This is a genomic window from Clostridium pabulibutyricum, from assembly GCF_058242705.1.
In genome coordinates this window covers 170,494-188,147 of the sequence record NZ_JBZAYZ010000003.1, presented here as the reverse complement: position 1 = coordinate 188,147, position 17,654 = coordinate 170,494, and the positions used below count along the sequence as shown (strand labels likewise).

Genomic DNA, 17,654 nt, shown 5'->3' with positions numbered 1-17,654 from the left:
GGATTTTATGTCCGGTACTTTTTATGATGTTATAGAAGAGCCTTCTGATGATTTTTCCACTTTTCGGCATATTGATCAAGTATGTCGCGAATTGTTTTTCCTATTTTTGTATAGCTTTCATCATCAAGATTTGCAAGGGATATTCTGATGGACCAAAGTGGACCTTTGAATCCTGCCCCTGAAAGCAGGACTATTGATGATTTATTGGCAAGGGAAAACAAAATGTCTATAGGTTTGGAATTGTTTTTCATGTATTTTGCAAATTCCGCTCCATAAAATTTTTCTGCAAGATGCAGAATGTTGAATTCGGTATAGTAGGATGCACTTAAAGGATTTACGTCAGGAGCTATTTCAAGGCTTTTGTATAAAAGTGCTTTTCTTCTTCTGCATATTTGTTTAACAAGATTTTTGTAGAAATTTGTGGAATCTATAAGTGAAAATATAGAAAATATTGCCATTTGGACTTGCTGTGGTGTTGAAAGACCGGCAGTATGGTTCAGAGCTACCTGACGGCTATCTGCAGCCAATCTGTCTATGAATTTTATGTTTTCAGGATTTGTAGACAGAGCTTCATAGCGTTTTTTAGCTGAAGCTGAAAGTTTGACAGGCAGATTTTTAAGGAGACGGTCAAACACGTTTTCTTTGCAAATACGTATTGTTCCAAGACGCCAGCCTGTAACACCAAAATATTTTGAAAAGGAATATACTCCTATTGTATTTGATGGGAGAGCTGATGCTGCCGATTTAAAGTTGTCGGTGAAAGTTCCATATACATCGTCAGATATTATCATAAGATTTGGATTGCGCTTTTTTACAGTGTCGCAGAGTTTGTTTATTACATGCTGGTTCATGGCTACAGAAGGTGGATTGCTTGGATTTACAAGGAACAACGCCTTTATTTTTTTATCTCCGATTTTTTCAATTTCAGAATCAGGATACTGCCAGTCTTCCTCAGAGGCATTTATGTTTATTATGTTGAAATTGTATCTTGGTATAAGGGGAATTTCAAGATATGGTGTGAATATCGGTGTCATTATCGCAATTGTATCACCTTGCAGAAGTAGATTGTTTGCAATAAGAGAGTCGAAAATGTAGCACATTCCGGCAGTTGCACCTTCAACTCCGAAGAGATCGAAATCTTGAGGTGCGCCGTTCATGTATATTTCCGTGCCGAGATACTTTTTTACAACAGCTTCCACATGAGGAAGCATTCTTACAGGCAGGGGATAATTATCACCCATGATTCCATCTGCAAGTTCATGAATCCAGGATTGTGGATCAAATCCCATGGAGGATATACCGTAGTTTACTATTTTTACAAGAAGATCAGCTCCAGGCATATCCATGTGTTTTGCGAAATATGCATTGAACTTCTCATGTATTCCATCCATTTCTGGCATTCCTCCAAGTCCGCATAGTGTTTCGTCAACATTCTTCCATGAATTTCTCGCAATGTGTGCGGAAAATTGTCCAAGTGCAAAAAATGCCTCTCTTGCCGAGACGGCTGTCCAGTTGGGATTTCCACGGCCTGCATCCAGGAGAATGTGTGAACTTTTCCTGCTTTCATTTTCTGCAAGTTTGAGAAGATTGTTTTTGAGCTCAAATGGACTTACTTTTCCATAAATCCTTTCCATTTCGATTAATTGAATATTTTTTGTATCCATAGAGTCCTCCTAGTATATAGTTTGTATATATTATATTTTTAGCAAAAATATACCTACTTATTCGTCAATGTAAATTGTGTTATAATTACCACAGGAACATGGTATAGGGAGATGTTTTTGAATGAAAAAAGTTCTTATAGTGGAAGATGAAAACTCAATCAGAGGGTTTCTTAAAATAAATTTTAGAAGAAATAATTTTACGGTGATAGAGGCGGAAAGCGGGGAGGCGGCAATAGAAAAAACCAAGGTTGAAAATCCAGAGGTTACTATTCTTGATATAATGCTTCCGGGAATTGACGGTTTTAAAACCTGTGAAATATTGAGAAAGGAATTCCCGAGGATGGGTATAATAATGCTTACTGCAAGGAGTCAGGACATGGATAAGATAATGGGACTTGAATTTGGTGCAGATGATTACATGATAAAACCCTTCAATCCTCTTGAACTCATAGCCAGAGTAAATTCGCTTTTAAGAAGGATAGGAACAAGTGAGAAAAACAGTGAAAAATCTGTAATTGTTTCTGGAGAATATAAAATTGATACTTCTGCCATGAAAGTTTATCGCAGAGGCGGGAAAATAGACCTCACTCCGAAAGAGTACATGCTTATGAAAATATTTATGGAGAACAAGGGAAAAGCCCTTAGCCGAAATGAGCTTCTTAATCTTGTTTGGGGATATAGTTATATTGGAGACACAAAGATAGTTGATGTGAATATAAGACGTTTAAGAGAGAAAGTGGAAGAGGACTCTTCAAAACCGAAAGTAATTGAAACTGTGTGGGGAGTTGGATACAGGTGGAGAGAAAATTAATATGATAAGTGGAATAAAGAAGAGGATGACTGTAAGTTATATTGTAATAATAATTACAACGGTTTTTATACTAGAGATTTTCCTTATACTTTCAATGAGAAGATATTATTATAAAAACATGGAAAATATGGTTACAAACCAGATAGAAGTTTCGGTAGACTTTTACAATAGTTATCTTTCGTCCTCAACACTTGAGAAAAATATAGAAGACAATGCGGATATATTCTGGAAGAACACATCTGCCGAGGTTCAGGTAATAAGTACTTCAAGGAAGATGCTTATGGATTCAATTGGAAATTATATCTCTGGAAATATGCAGGGAGGAGATATAAATATAGCACTTTCAGGAGAAGTGGGCTCCCAAATAAGCGTGGATAAAAATACAGGCGAGAATTTTCTTTATGTCTCAAGTCCTTTGAAATCAAATGGAAAAGTAGAGGGGGTACTAAGATTTGTAACTTCTCTTTCATATGTTGACACGATGATAAGAAAAATAGCTGTGATGCTTATAATAATAGGTATTATCGTAATACTCATAGGATGTCTTATAAGTATTTCTATGTCCAATACTATAATAAAACCGCTAAATGATCTTACGGATATGGCAAGAAAAATGGCTAGGGGAAGATTTAATGAGAGAATAAAAAAAGATAGGGATGATGAGATAGGGGAGCTTCAAGACACGCTTAATTTTATGGCGGATGAGATACTCAAAAATGATCGTCTCAAAAATGAGTTCATAGCGTCTATATCTCATGAACTTAGAACTCCTCTTACATCTATAAAAGGATGGGCAGCTACGATGAGAACAGGGGATCTTGAAGACAGGGATGAGATAATGGATGGGCTTGAGATAATAGAAAAAGAAAGTGACAGACTTACATTCATGGTGGAGGAACTTCTTGATTTTTCTAAATTGATATCTGGAAAAGTAACTTTAAAGAGGGATTATGTTGACATAAGAGCTGAAATAAATTACATGAGAAAGCAGATGTCTTTAAGAGCTGAAAGGCAGAAGATTGATTTTAGGGTTGATATAGCAGATAATATTCAACCTGTATTGCTTGATTTAAATAGAATAAAGCAGTTGCTTACCAATTTACTGGACAATTCCTTCAAGTTTACAAAAGAAGGAGGAAAAGTGTGTCTTCATGTGGATAATGACGGAAAGTTTCTTATAATTGTAGTAAGTGATACTGGTATAGGGATACACGAGGATGAACTTCCCCGTGTTACAGAAAAATTTTTCAAGGGAAGCACTGAAAAGTCGAGTAATGGGATAGGACTTTCAATATGCAATGAAATAGCAGAACTTCACAATGGTAAATTAAATATAGAGAGTGTATATGGGGAAGGAACACGTGTAAGTGTTTTAATACCAATAGACAATGGTTGAAAAGGTGGTTTTATTGAAAAAGATAAATGTTTTGGTTATACTTCTTTTTGCACTTCTTATTCTAGTTGTTTACAAAAACATAAATTCATCCATAAATCCTCGAATAAGTCTTAGAAAAACTATAAATATGCCTATAGAAGGAGAATGGTCTGCAACAAGGTATGTGTTTATAAATGATTCAGGAATATCGGAAAAAGAGGCACAGTCATTAATAGGAAAGAAAGCTGTTTTTAAAGGTAGTCAGGTTAAAGTAAACAATTCTGTATGTACAGAACCTTCTTTCAAAGTGAAAGTTGTTAACAGCAAAAGCTATTTTCAGAACAATTTGAAGATACGACCTGAAAGCCTTGGAATAAAAGAAAAGCAGGTTAAAGTAATTACTGTATTTTCAAAGGATAATTTTTTTGACGATTTTGTACAAATAAATGATAATGTCATAATTACATACAACGATGGTCTTGTAGTATTTTTTGCAAGACAGGGAGTTAAACAGGATGAGCTTGTGACGAATAACGCCAAAAGATTAGAATCAAAAATTACAATTCCAAAGGATCAAAGGGATCTGACTTCCAAGTCGGGTGTTATTCTTGGGCTTAAAAGTTACGATATTGAAAATGGAGGATATGACTATAGAACAATTTGGATACGTTACTCCTATGGACGTATGAGTCCGGTTAATGTGAAACAAAATATTATTGTACCGAGGAAAAATGGATTTTGGGAAATAGGTGTACATAAAAAGTATGGTGATTTTGGTGAAAGAGACATCGTATGGGGTTCTCCAATTATGAAAAACAGTCCCAAAATAAAGAGTGTTTTGCCTGTTGAAGAAAACATAAAAGATACTACAAGTGAAATACTTTTTGTTGGAAATGAGTTCATATCAACGGATAATTGTGGTACTGGAAAGAGATATTTCAGCGTACTTCCAATGGACAAACTCAATGGGAAAAGTGTGGATTTCTCTCAGATTTTTAGCAACAATGCATCGAAGATGTTTCAAACCAGTGCGGAAAACTATCTTAGAAAAATAGGAAAACCCGAAAAAAACTTTAAAGTTGAAAGCTTGAGTACCAACTGGTCAGTGTCAAGGAGAAGTGGAAGATGGATTTTGAGAGGAAGAATAAAGCAGGGCGATTTTGATATAATTTATCCTGCACAGAAAACAATACTTACGTCCTATGATGATCTCTATCCATCCTTTGCTGTGATAAAAGAAGATATACCTTCTGCTGTAGATGCATATACGTCGCCGAACCGTGATTTTGTAGTTATACTTACAGACAGCGAACTTTTTGTTTATAGTTTGAATACCCATGGAATAGGAAAAATGCTTTTGAGTTTTCCAATTAAAAAGAATGAAAAAGTGGTAATGTCGCAGTGGGCAATGGGAAAGTATGTGGATAGCTGGAACAATGTGTTCAAAGATAAATTAAAATAATAAGTAAATGGAATATAGCATACAGACACAGGATTTGCGTTTGTATGCTATTATTAAAATAATTTATAAATGCAGATGTTTGATAATAAATTAATAAAATTTACGTATAACTATTGATAATTTCTCGAAAAATTAGTATTATATAAGTAAGTTTTTTAAATGACTTATATAAATATATTATTTAATAATTTGACGGGGAGGAATCTTTATGAATGGAATAAGTGGAGTTGATACTACATTTGTATTTGTGTGTACGGTGTTGGTAATGATAATGACTCCGGGACTGGCATTGTTTTACTGTGGAATGGTGAGAGGAAAAAACAGCTTGAATACTACTCTTCATAGTTACACTGCACTTGCGGTAGTATCCATACAATGGATACTTATTGGATATACGCTTAGTTTTGGGACAAATATAGGCGGATTTATAGGTGGATTTAATTTTGCAGGACTCAAGGGAGTGGGATTTGCAGCAAATCCGGCTTATTCATCTACAATACCACAGCAGATGTATATGCTTTTCCAGATGATGTTTGCAATAATAACTCCGGCACTTATATCTGGTGCAATAGCAGAAAGAATGAAATTTTTACCATGGGTAGCTTTTTTAATACTTTGGACAACTCTTGTATATGATCCGGTTGCTCACTGGGTATGGGGAGACGGTGGATGGCTTAAACAACTTGGAGCACTTGACTTTGCAGGAGGAGATGTTGTTCATATAAGTTCCGGAGTTTCGGCACTTGTGCTTGCCATAATGCTTGGAAGAAGAAAAAATATAGGAAAACCAAGCAATCTGCCTATGACATGTATAGGAGCGGCACTTCTATGGTTTGGATGGTATGGCTTCAATGCAGGAAGTGCACTTGGGGTGAATGAAGTTGCAGTAAATGCATTTATAACTACTAATACGGCAGCTGCAGCATCTGCAATAAGTTGGAGTCTGTGTGAACTTGCATACAGAAAAAAGATAACTTCCCTTGGAGTTGCAAGCGGTATAGTAGCAGGACTTGTTGCAATAACACCTGGGGCAGGTTTTGTAAGCCCGATGGCTTCAATACTTATAGGCCTTATAGGAGGAGCTATATGTTATTGTTCAGTAACTTTCGCAAAAGCGAAATTTGGATATGATGATGCACTTGATGCTTTTGGATGTCACGGAGTAGGCGGTATGTGGGGTGGAATAGCTACAGGAATATTTGCATGGCAGGCTATAAATTCCGCAGGGGCAAATGGACTTATACATGGAAATCCAAAGCTTGTGTTGATTCAGCTTGTAGGAATAGTTGCAACAATAGTTTATTCTGCAGTTGTTACATTTATAATAGTTAAGATAATAAAGGTTGCAGGTGGAATCAGAGTCAGTGAAAGTATAGAGTCAACAGGTCTTGATGTTACAGAACACGGTGAAGAAGCTTACGGAGGCTTAAACAGCTGACTTGAGTGTTGACTGGTTGATATAAATTGGAATAGAATTATATTATTTGAATGAATTTTAATATGAATATGTTTTGAGGGAGGTATGTAAAAGATGTCTGATAAACTTACAAAGGTGGATATAATAACATCTCAGGGAAAGTTTGAAGAACTTAAAAATGCACTGGGTGATATAGGAATAGCAGGAATGACGGTTACAAATGTTCTCGGCTGTGGTATGCAGAAGGGACATAAGGAATATTACCGCGGTGTTACCATGGATATTAACCTTCTGCCTAAAATAAAGGTTGAGGTAATAGTTTGCGAAATACCTGTTGAAACTGTAGTTGAAACTGCAAAGAAGGTTCTTCAGACAGGACAGATGGGCGACGGAAAGATATTTGTATACAATGTAGAAAATGTAATACGCATAAGTACCGGTGATGAAGGAAAATCTGCACTGCAGTATAAAAAGTAAAAATAAAATATTAAATCAGCCGTGGATTAAACTGTAACCATTTTGTAACCTTTTGTTGTAGATTTGTACAAATTAATGTAAGTTATTGTGATAAAATAAAGTTGTTAGTTTGTACAGATTTCAAGGGGGATTGGACTTATATATGAAGCAGAGAAGAAATAAGAAACGGTATAGAAGAAACAGAAGAGTTGGTTTTGCATTTTTGGTGATTTTTCTATTTTTTCTGTCATCCATGGCTGGATTTAAGATTGCTGAGAAAAGCAATGATATTCAAGAGAAAAAAATAGCTGCAAGTAACAATAAAAGTGCGGATAAGAAAACAACACCTGCCAAAATCAAGGCTGCCAAAAAAAAGGTCAATTCAAGTTCAAGTGAAGCTTTAGGCAAACTACCGAGTCTTCCAAAGGATGCAAAAGTTGCATACCTTACTTTTGACGATGGGCCGAGCTCGAACGTTACTCCAAGAATATTGGATATTTTAAAGCAGAATAATATAAAGGCTACTTTTTTTGTAATCGGGAGCAGTGTAAAAGAAAATCCAGATATTTTAAGGCGTGAGGAAAAAGAGGGACATACTATAGGAAATCATACTTATACTCATGACTATGAATATATATACTCAAGTGTGGATAATTTTTTAAACGATCTTAAAAGAAACGAGAGTGTTATAAGCTCTAAAATAAGCCATCATGACAGTAAATTGATAAGATTTCCAGGAGGGTCTTTTGGAAGAACAACCTTCCAGCAGGCAGCAGAAAATGAAGGCTATCATTATATAGACTGGAATGTTTTAAATGGAGATGCGGAAGTTCAGCATTCATCGAAGGACAGGCTAGTGGCAAGGTTCAGGGAAACATTTTTGGGACAGAAAAAAGTTGTAGTTCTCATGCATGACGCTGCAACAAAAGAAACGACAGCGGAAGCACTTCCTGAAATAATACAAATATTGAAGGACAACGGATATCAATTCAGGCCTATTACAGAGGAAAGTTACAATGTGTTGAAGTAGAAAAATTTTTCTTGTAATCCCTTGATGTAAGTAATATTATTAAAATTAGAGATATTTACTATATTATGGAGGGATGTTGTTTATGAAGATTTCTGTTATTGAACCACTGGGACTTTCTGAAAAAGAACTTAGAGAAATTGCAAAACCTCTTGTAGACATGGGACATGAGCTTGTAATTTATAATGATAAGACTTCAGATATAGAGAAACTTAAAAAAAGAGTTTGTGACAGTGAGGTAATTGTAGTTGCCAATATGCCTCTTGCCGGAGAGATTATAATTTCTGATAAAAAACTCAAAATGATATCCATTGCATTTACCGGAGTAGATCATGTAGATTTAAAATCCTGCAGCAGGGATGTAATTGTTTCAAATGCAGCAGGTTACAGTACAAGTTCTGTAGCGGAGCTGTCAATACTTTTTACACTTTCTCTTTTGAGAAATGTAATTCCACTTGACACAAAGGTTAGGCAGGGTGGAACGAAAGATGGCTTCAGTCAGCAGGATTTGAGTGGCAAAACTTTCGGAGTTGTAGGAACGGGAGAAATAGGATCAGAGGTATGTCGTCTTGCTTCGGCATTTGGATGCAATGTACTTGCGTACAACAGAAGCGAGAAAGAAGACCTTGAGAAAATAGGCGTCAAATATGTTGATCTTGATACTCTTCTTCAAAAGTCTGATGTTGTTTCAATTCATCTTCCACAGAATGAGAGCACCATAGGACTCATGAGCAGGGAAAAAATTGCTCTCATGAAGAGTACCGCGATTTTGGTGAATGCAGCAAGGGGACCTATTGTGGACAATAAGGCTCTTGCAGAAGCGCTTTATGAAGGCAAGCTTGCTGGAGCCGGCGTGGATGTATTTGATGGTGAACCACCGCTTCCTGAAGCATATTCACTTTTAAAGGCACCGAATACCGTACTTACGCCACACATAGGATTTGCTACAAAAGAAGCTATGGTAAGAAGAGCACATATTACTTTTGAGAATATAACCAAGTGGATAGATGGAACTCCGCAGAATTTGGTAAAATTTTAAAAATTAGATAAATAAGCCTTGCAAATATGCAGGGCTTTAATTATTATATAAGACATATATATTCTTTTTACATTTGGAGGTGTTCACTTTTGAGTATAAAGTTCGTATACGGCAGATCCGGAAGTGGAAAGAGCTTCCATTGTCTGGACAGTATAAAAAAGAAGATTGAAAAGGGTGGCACAGGTCCCTATATAATTATAGTACCAGAGCAATTTTCTTTTCAGATGGAAAAAAACATAATAGAAAAAGTGGGACATCAGGCACTTCTGTACGCGAAAGTGTTTAGTTTCAAGAGACTTGCAAACTATGTAATAGAAGAGGTAGGAGGCGCTGTTAATGAACATATAGATGATCCTGGTAAAAATGTGCTTTTATACAAGATAATTGATGAGAATAGAAAAGAGCTCAAAGTATTTGGAAAGGGAGCCATAAAACAGGGGCTCATATCCAACATGTTAAATACTATAAAAGAATTTAAAAAATATGATGTGGATATGGAAAGCCTTAAGGAGAGCGTGGAAAATATAGAAAATGTTACTTTTAGAAGCAAACTTCAGGATGTCATACTTGTATTTTCAAAGTTTCAGGAAGAACTCTGTAAAAACTATATTGATGATGAGGATGTGCTTGGCATACTTATTGACAAAATTGATGCATCTTCTGTATTCAACTCTGCAGAGGTATGGGTAGATGAATTTTCATCATTTACACCTCAGGAATACAGAATCCTTCAAAAAATAATGAACAGGGCCGATAGGATGAACATTAACCTCTGTATGTCTCCTGAAGACAAGAATAGAGGGGGGGAAAGCACAGACCTTTTTTTCCCGACAAAGATTACAGAAAAAAAATTGCTTGAGATTGCACAAAATATTGGAATATCCTATGAGAAGCCATTATTTCTAAAAGATAATCCATGTTTCAAGTTTAAAAGCAATCCTGAAATGCAGCATCTCGAGAGAAATATCTTTTCATATCCTTACTGTCAATACAGTGGTGAAGTGCATAATATAAATGTATTCAAATCATTGAACCGGTACACTGAAGTTGAAAATACGGCATCGGATATAATAAAACTTTGTAGGGACAAGGGGTTCAGGTTTAAAGATATTGCAGTTGTAAGCGGAAGTTTGGATAACTATGAGAACATAGTGAGATCCATATTTGATCAGTATGAGATACCGTATTTTATTGACAAGAAAAGGTCGATTTATGACAATCCGATAATAGTTCTTATTGTTTCAGTGATTGAAATAATCGCCAAAAACTGGTCCTATGAGTCTGTATTCAGATATTTGAAAACGGGGCTTCTGGATATTGAAACTGAAGATATAGATCTTCTTGAAAACTACGTACTTGAAAATGGAATAAAGGGAAAGCAGTGGGTCCTGGATGAGAGATGGGATTTAAGTACAAGTTATAGCCCGAGAGATGACTTGAAAAACATGAATGAGGATCAGGAGAAAGAAAGATCTGAACTTCTTGACAGAATAAATCATACAAGGGACAAGGTGCGAGGGCCTATATTGAAACTGTTGTCGGATATAAAAGGACGCAGGAATGGAAGAGAAAAGTGCCTTGGATTGTACAATTTTCTCTGCAGTATAGAAATACCACAAAAAGTAGAAAACATCATAAAAAGTTTCAAGGAAGAATCCAGAATAGACAAGGCAAATGAATACACCAAGATATGGGATCTTGTAGTCTATATAATGGATCAGATAGTCAATACCGTAGGAGACGAAGTATTTAGCGTCAGTACCTTTGGAAAAGTACTGGTATCGGGTTTTAGTGAATATGAAATAGGAGTTATACCGGCATCTCTGGATCAGGTTACTGTAGGTGATATTTCGAGGATAAGGAGCCATGATGTAAAGGCGCTTTATATTGTAGGTGCAAGTGACGGGGTATTTCCTCCATGCGAGAGTTATGACGGAATATTTACAGACGGAGACAGGGAAGAGCTCATGGAGCATGGTGTGGAACTCAGAGAGGGTACAAGATACAGGGCTTTTGAAGAGCAGTTTTTAATATATACAACATTGACGCTTGCAGATACCTATCTTATGATAAGTTATCCTATGGGAGACGAAAATGGAAAAACTATGAGACCATCAATTGTAGTATCAAGGATCAAAAAAATTTTTCCGAAATTTGTGGAATACAGTGACACTTCAGCGTCAGCTTCAAGGAGAGAAATTGAAGACATAAGTGTTCCGGGAGCTACATTCAATAAGCTTGTAACGAACCTGAAAAATATTTCCAGCGAAAATTTTACAAGTGAAAGTGCCATGTGGCTTGATGTGTACAGATGGTATGCAAACAGTGAAAACTGGAGTGAAAAATTAAATAAATCGGCGGAAGGGTTAAGATATACAAACAACGTGGAAATTGCAGATACAAAAAAGGTGCGAAAGCTGTATGGAAGACACCTTAATGTAAGTGTATCCAAACTGGAAAATTTCACGAGATGTCCTTTCTCATACTTTGTAAAATATGGTCTTATGGCAGAAGAGAGAAAAATATACAATTTGACTCCTCCTGATATTGGAACATTTATGCACGATATACTTAAGAGAATTTCAGATAAACTTTCGGAGGAAGGGCGTACCTTTAGGGATGTAGATAAGAACTGGTGCAGTGAAAATGTGAATATAGCAGTAAGGGAGGCACTTGAAAAGAAGCCGAATTCCATATTGAACAGGTCGAAAAGATACAGGCACGCGGCTTCAAGAATCGAAAAAATTCTTTCAAGAGCATCTTTCCTCATAAGTGAGCACATAAAAAGGGGAAGCTTTACTCCGGGAGGATTCGAAGTATCTTTTGAAAAGCAGGGAGACTATCCGCCTATATCGGTAAGTTTGCATTCGGGTGAGGAAGCAAGTCTTTCAGGAAGAGTAGACAGGGTGGATCTCATGGAAAAAGACGGTATAAGTTATGTAAGGGTAGTGGATTACAAGTCTGGAACAAAAGAATTCGACATATCAAAATTGTATCATGGACTTCAACTTCAACTTCTTGTATATTTGGATGCTATGCTTGAAGAACTGGAAAAAAGATCGGATGGAGAAGTGCTTCCGGGAGGGATACTGTATTTCAAGCTTGATGATCCCATAATAAAGGGAGAAGAAGGAATGAGTCTTGATGAAATAGAGAAAAGAATCAACAAGAGCTTGAAAATGAACGGACTCATATTGGACAATATGGACGTCATAAATGGAATGGATGCTGAAATGCAAGGCGCGTCGGATATAGTTCCGGTTTCATTGAAAAAGGATAAGAGTATTTCTTCACGTTCATCTGTTGCAAAAAAGGAGCAGTTTGATCTCCTTAGAAGGTATGTAAAGATTACAATGTCGGGTTTGTGCGAGAGAATACTTGAGGGCGATATAGAAATTTCACCATACAAGGAAAATGATAAGAGCGGGTGTGATTTTTGCAGCTACTCCTCGATATGCCAGTTTGATAATCTTATAGAAGGCAGTCAGTATAATGTATTTGAAAAAAAGAGTACAGAGGATATATGGAAGGATATAAAACAGAGTGTTTTGAAAAATAAATAAGGGGGAGTGTAAGTGACACAGTGGGAAATGATATTAAGACTTGTTCTTGCAGGTGTACTTGGTGCCATGATAGGCTTTGAGAGAAGAAGCCACTTTAAAGAGGCAGGAATGAGAACTCATTTTGTAGTGGCACTTGGAAGTGCCCTCATAATGATGGTTTCTAAGTATGGATTTTATGATCTTATGGGAATGAAATATGTATCACTTGATCCAAGCCGTGTTGCGGCGCAGGTTGTAAGTGGAATAGGATTTCTTGGCGCAGGTACTATAATTGTAGAACACCAGAATGTCAGGGGACTTACCACAGCTGCAGGGCTTTGGGCTACTGCAGGTATAGGAATAGCCGCTGGAGCCGGCATGTATATACCTGCAGTAAGCAGCACTGTATTGATACTCATAGGGCTTGAGATATTCAACAAACTTCAAATGAGTGCCATGTATTTTATAGGCAAGGCTACAATGTATCCGGATGCGGTCAATCCTGTACTGGATGTTTTAAGGGATTCCAAAATGAAAATATCAAGGATTCAGATAAACAGGCGCCGCAGCAAATCAGAGGGTGACTCTGAAGTGGGACTTACTTTTAGGCTGTACAGCAGGAATCAAAACGATATAAACAAGTTAATGATAGATATTCTGAAGGTTAACGATGTAAAAGATGCGAATATAGAATAGTATAAAAGGCTGACTCGAAAGTTTGAGGGTCAGCCTCGATTTATGTGTACCCGGTATTTTGAAAGTGTCGGGTATAATTTACATTGCTGCAGGATTTATAATTGGACAAAATAAATATTTTGTCTAGTTTTTACATGCATTAGATTTATAGATATATTAATTATAGAGATGAGAAATAATTAAAGTATTTTATAAAAAACACTTAAGATCAGTAATTTGAGCAAATCCTAAGATATAAATTTTAGTGATAGAAAAAATAGTACTAATCCGGCTATAGAAATCAATGCTTTAGAGTTAGGCTCAAGGCTATAGTAGCTATATAGAGGAGGTGTTAATTACGATAACTGAATTGTATTATCTTAGTCTTTATTGTAGTATTTAATCGAAATTTTATAATAAAACAGCACAAATTTATTAGCTAACTTGAGGAGGAGTTTATGTGAAAAACAATGCACCATTAAAGAAGTCTGTGAAGTTTAAAATTTTAGGAGTGCCAATAGTTATAATTTTTGTTGTAGTGGTATTAATAGCTTGTATATCTGAATATGAAGCAAAAAGTAAAATATTGATTCAGATGAAGACAGATGGACTGTTTATAGCAGAGCAAATATCAAATGAAATAGAGAGAAATAATACGTCTATAGATGAATTAAATGGGTCTATAGACACTAGGGTAAAGACTTTAAGTAAATTTTTAAATGCTAATTTGGATAAGGTAAATGATGATTATTTGACCACACTTTCAAAACAATTTGAAGTGGATGAAATAAATATTGTTGATAAATCTGGAAAAATTATAAAGTCAAATTTGCCGAAGAATATTGGATTTGTGTATGATAGTAAAATGGATGTGTCTAAAGTTCTAAAGGGAGAAAAGAGTTTCTCCATGGAGGAAATAAGAAAAAGTAAAGAGTCAAAAAATTATTATAAATATGGAAGCATGCGGCTTGATAATGGTGGTGCAGTTCAAATAGGAATTCTAGCAAATTCTGTACAAAAGTTGACGTCTAGTTTAGAAACTCAAAAGTTGATGCAGTCTTTGGTTAAGGATAAAAACATTGTATATGCATTGTTTATAGGCAATGATTTAAAAGTAAAAGCTCACAGTGATAAAAGCAGAGTTGGAATTTCCGTTAATGATACTGGCAGTAAAACTGCGGCTGTCGAGGGAAAGCAGTATTCTTCTGAATATGAATATAAAAATAAGATATCAGTGTATGATATTTTAATTCCTGTCAATAAAAATGGCAAAACTATAGGTGCAGTTGATATTGGTATGTCTATGGAAAATGTCAAGAAGACAATACGTACGATTATTATAACTATCATTGTTTTAGCACTTATAGCATTTATTATAGCTGTATTCATACTCATAAAGGTGTCAAAAAGTATAACTTCTCCTCTAAGAAAATTAGTTATTGAAGCTAGGAAAATAGAGGATGGAGATTTAAATAATGAAATAGAGATAAAAAGTGAAGACGAAATTGGTGTTCTGGCACGCAGTTTTAAGAGCATGAGCAATGGCTTAAAGGATACCATAGCTTCTATAAAGGATAATTCCGTAAGGGTCCAGGCTATGTCAAATGATTTGAACATCAATGCGGAGCATATGACAAGTGCTGCAAATGAAGTTTCAGGGGCAGTACAGGAAGTTGCAAAGGGAACTACGAGTCAGTCTGAAGATTTGGTTTCAATATCAGAAAGTATGGAGAAACTTGGAGGGGAAATTCAAAATATATTTGATAAACTTTCATATGTAGAAAAAACATCTAAGATGACAAAGGATAAAGCGGATAACGGCAAGAAAGAGATAAATGTTTTGTTAAAATCAATCACTGATGTTAAGGACTCGTTTGAGGAAATGGTCAAGAGGATAAATAATCTTGATCGAAGTGTTTCAAAAGTCGGAGGAATTACCGAGGTAATAAATGATATATCGGAGCAAACAAATCTCCTTGCATTAAATGCTGCTATAGAGGCATCGAGGGCAGGAGAAGCCGGAAGAGGCTTTTCGGTTGTAGCTGAAGAGGTTAGAACTTTGGCAGAACAGTCTAAGCAGTCTACATCACAGATACAAGAGCTTATTCAATCTATAAGCAACGAGACTAAAGATGTAATTTCAACTTCAAATAAGGTTAAAGGTGTAGTTAAGGGACAGTCGTCAATAGTTGACAGTACAATGAAATCTTTTGAGGAAATGTCAGAGCACGTAGATAAGATAGGACCTCTTGTTGACGATGCATATAGATCTATAAAAGTGACTAATGAATCAAAAGATGCCGTTTCTGAAAAAATCGAATCGGTGACCGCAGTATCCGAGGAAACATCTGCATCATCCGAGGAAATAGCTGCATCATCGGAGGAGATGCTTTCATCTTCTGAAAATGTTGCGGAATTCTCCGGTGATTTAAAGAAGGTTGTAAACGAACTTGAACAAAAAATATCAAGGTTTAAAATTTAATAGTAAATTTAGAAGTTTGAAATAAATAAGAGATGCTAAAAATCGTTTGATTTTTAGCATCTCTTTATATAACAACCTTTGCAGTTTTATTTGTCAGTCACAGTCACAATCGTCGTCATAGTCGTCACAGTCCATCATTTTTTTGTTCATCATGTCAGGCATCATGCCTGGCATCATCTTAGACTTTGACATATTTGGATTCATCATGTTCGGATTCATATGGAAATTTTTCTTCATTCCAAATCCACCCTGAACATTCATCAAAGCTTCTCCAAAACGCTGAAAGTGGGTAACTTCTCTCTGTCTTAAAAATTTTAATATATCCAGTATGTCTACGTCATCTGTAAGATTCATAAGATGTTCGTAAGTTGTCCTTGCTTTTTCTTCTGCTGCAAGGTCTTCATGAAGACATGTTACAGGGTCACTGGTTGACTGGATATAGGAAGCCGACCACGGTACGCCGTTTGCATCTACAAGAAAAGGCGAATAACCGTGTTGTGCATATTGGCCTCCAAGGCCGGCAGCTTCAAGTTCTTTTGGACTTACTCCGCGTATTAGCTGGTAAAACATTGCACTTATTATTTCAATATGTGCAAGTTCTTCGGTGCCTATGTCTGTAAGAAGTCCCTTTGTACCCCCTGTAGGCATGGTGTAGCGTTGTGTAAGATATCTCATGGAAGCGCCAAGTTCTCCATCGGGTCCGCCGAATTGAGTAATTAGTACCTTTGCGAATTTAGGATTTTTATTTTTTAAATTTACTGGATACTCCAGCTTTTTTTCATACAACCACATAATTTATCCTCCTATTATTTCTCGGGTTCCCAGGGCCAGGGCTCATCTATCCAGTTCCATGGACTGCTTCCCTGACTGAAACCGAAGTTTACAAGCGGGCCATAATATTTTTCATATTCCTGTATGGAGGAGATAAGCTGTCTTGAGAAATTATTGTAGGCGTTTAATGCCTCACTATTGTTTGGAAAGTTGTCCAGATACAAGTTAAGGTCTATTGCTGCAAATTCAAGTTGCCTAATTCTGTTTAGAAGGGCACGTTTGCTCTGATTTTTTCCTTTGCTACTTCCTTGTGTGCTGCCCTTTGTATTGTTTGAATTCATATTGTTGTTTTTCATGTTTCCCCCTCCTGAATTATTTTTTTTTGTTTTTGTATGGCATTATGAGATTGGGGAATATACTTCCCTGTTTAAGAGCCTCGTTTATGGGCAGAAGGCCTATATACGGCTGGGGTACTATATAGGCTCTTGCAAGCTGGAGTTTGGGAAACATATGAGGCATGTTTTTAGGAGGCATGTTATTTGGCATCATGCCAGGCATCATGTTTGGCATGGCATTTGCGCGATGATTTTTTCTCATGCCGGCTCCCATATAAGGAATGAATTTTGGATACAATGTTTTCACCTCTAATAGTTGTTTACATTCATAATATATTCATGCCTTGGTGAAATGTTAATGTAAATTTTTTATTAGGGTTTAATATATGTTCATTTAATGGTATAATTATATCAACGTATTAATTAGTGAATTTTAATATTTGCGGTTGAATTTATGTAAACTCCCCTATGACATATATAATTTGTGTACCCTCCAATTATATACTTTTGAAATGGGAGTTTGCATAAATCTTTCTTATATATATTATACGATTGAAATGGTTGAGATGCTCCAGACATTTTTTGTTTGGAGCATTTT

13 protein-coding genes and 1 pseudogene are annotated in these 17,654 nt (G+C 36.0%); 10 read left to right on the top strand and 4 right to left on the bottom strand.

Going from position 1 to position 17,654, the window contains the following annotated elements; genetic code table 11:
* Positions 1-29 precede the first annotated feature (29 nt).
* Positions 30-1,664, bottom strand: coding sequence for a bifunctional aspartate transaminase/aspartate 4-decarboxylase (locus AC4CVH_RS06035; protein WP_490786849.1), 1,635 nt, complete (start codon positions 1,662-1,664; stop codon positions 30-32).
* Between the two features lie 121 nt (positions 1,665-1,785).
* Here AC4CVH_RS06035 and AC4CVH_RS06030 point away from each other — a divergent pair, with 121 nt between their 5' ends.
* From AC4CVH_RS06030 to AC4CVH_RS05985, 10 genes are all read left to right on the top strand, one after another.
* Positions 1,786-2,475: a response regulator transcription factor gene (locus AC4CVH_RS06030; protein WP_490786848.1), complete on the top strand. Its 690-nt coding sequence runs from the start codon at positions 1,786-1,788 to the stop codon at positions 2,473-2,475.
* A 1-nt stretch (position 2,476) separates the two neighbouring features.
* On the top strand, positions 2,477-3,871 hold the full coding sequence (locus AC4CVH_RS06025; protein WP_490786847.1) for a sensor histidine kinase: 1,395 nt from the start codon (positions 2,477-2,479) through the stop codon (positions 3,869-3,871).
* 4 nt (positions 3,872-3,875) lie between these two features.
* On the top strand, positions 3,876-5,312 hold the full coding sequence (locus tag AC4CVH_RS06020; RefSeq protein WP_490786846.1) for a hypothetical protein: 1,437 nt from the start codon (positions 3,876-3,878) through the stop codon (positions 5,310-5,312).
* Between the two features lie 208 nt (positions 5,313-5,520).
* The gene (locus tag AC4CVH_RS06015) at positions 5,521-6,750 is read left to right on the top strand and encodes an ammonium transporter (RefSeq protein ID WP_490786845.1); all 1,230 of its coding nucleotides are present in this window, start codon (positions 5,521-5,523) and stop codon (positions 6,748-6,750) included.
* A gap of 93 nt (positions 6,751-6,843) precedes the next feature.
* Positions 6,844-7,206, top strand: a complete 363-nt coding sequence (locus AC4CVH_RS06010) for a P-II family nitrogen regulator (protein WP_490786844.1) — start codon at positions 6,844-6,846, stop codon at positions 7,204-7,206.
* Positions 7,207-7,348: 142 nt separating this feature from the next.
* Positions 7,349-8,215: a polysaccharide deacetylase family protein gene (locus tag AC4CVH_RS06005; protein ID WP_490786843.1), complete on the top strand. Its 867-nt coding sequence runs from the start codon at positions 7,349-7,351 to the stop codon at positions 8,213-8,215.
* Positions 8,216-8,297: 82 nt separating this feature from the next.
* A complete protein-coding gene (locus AC4CVH_RS06000; protein ID WP_490786842.1) occupies positions 8,298-9,251 on the top strand; it encodes a 2-hydroxyacid dehydrogenase in 954 nt (317 codons plus the stop codon).
* A gap of 89 nt (positions 9,252-9,340) precedes the next feature.
* Complete coding sequence (addB, locus tag AC4CVH_RS05995; RefSeq protein ID WP_490786841.1) at positions 9,341-12,814, top strand: helicase-exonuclease AddAB subunit AddB; 3,474 nt, start codon at positions 9,341-9,343, stop codon at positions 12,812-12,814.
* A 12-nt stretch (positions 12,815-12,826) separates the two neighbouring features.
* Complete coding sequence (locus AC4CVH_RS05990) at positions 12,827-13,489, top strand: MgtC/SapB family protein (protein WP_490786840.1); 663 nt, start codon at positions 12,827-12,829, stop codon at positions 13,487-13,489.
* Positions 13,490-13,928: 439 nt separating this feature from the next.
* Entirely contained in the window at positions 13,929-15,950 is a 2,022-nt protein-coding gene (locus AC4CVH_RS05985) for a methyl-accepting chemotaxis protein (protein WP_490786839.1), read from the top strand.
* A 231-nt stretch (positions 15,951-16,181) separates the two neighbouring features.
* Here AC4CVH_RS05985 and AC4CVH_RS05980 read toward each other — a convergent pair.
* From AC4CVH_RS05980 to AC4CVH_RS05970, 3 genes and pseudogenes are all read right to left on the bottom strand, one after another.
* A pseudogene (locus tag AC4CVH_RS05980) lies at positions 16,182-16,742 on the bottom strand (manganese catalase family protein); the annotation flags it as partial.
* A 14-nt stretch (positions 16,743-16,756) separates the two neighbouring features.
* On the bottom strand, positions 16,757-17,077 hold the full coding sequence (locus AC4CVH_RS05975) for a spore coat protein CotJB (protein ID WP_490786838.1): 321 nt from the start codon (positions 17,075-17,077) through the stop codon (positions 16,757-16,759).
* 16 nt (positions 17,078-17,093) lie between these two features.
* Entirely contained in the window at positions 17,094-17,354 is a 261-nt protein-coding gene (locus AC4CVH_RS05970) for a spore coat associated protein CotJA (RefSeq protein ID WP_490786837.1), read from the bottom strand.
* Positions 17,355-17,654 lie beyond the last annotated feature (300 nt).

Excerpts from the sequence above, each read along its gene's own strand:
- AC4CVH_RS06035 (WP_490786849.1), bottom strand. The coding sequence starts at position 1,664 with ATGGATACAAAAAATATTCAATTAATCGAAATGGAAAGGATTTATGGA.
- AC4CVH_RS06030 (WP_490786848.1), top strand. The coding sequence starts at position 1,786 with ATGAAAAAAGTTCTTATAGTGGAAGATGAAAACTCAATCAGAGGGTTT.
- AC4CVH_RS06025 (WP_490786847.1), top strand. The coding sequence starts at position 2,477 with ATGATAAGTGGAATAAAGAAGAGGATGACTGTAAGTTATATTGTAATA.
- AC4CVH_RS06015 (WP_490786845.1), top strand. The coding sequence starts at position 5,521 with ATGAATGGAATAAGTGGAGTTGATACTACATTTGTATTTGTGTGTACG.
- AC4CVH_RS06010 (WP_490786844.1), top strand. The coding sequence starts at position 6,844 with ATGTCTGATAAACTTACAAAGGTGGATATAATAACATCTCAGGGAAAG.
- AC4CVH_RS06005 (WP_490786843.1), top strand. The coding sequence starts at position 7,349 with ATGAAGCAGAGAAGAAATAAGAAACGGTATAGAAGAAACAGAAGAGTT.
- AC4CVH_RS06000 (WP_490786842.1), top strand. The coding sequence starts at position 8,298 with ATGAAGATTTCTGTTATTGAACCACTGGGACTTTCTGAAAAAGAACTT.
- AC4CVH_RS05975 (WP_490786838.1), bottom strand. The coding sequence starts at position 17,077 with ATGAAAAACAACAATATGAATTCAAACAATACAAAGGGCAGCACACAA.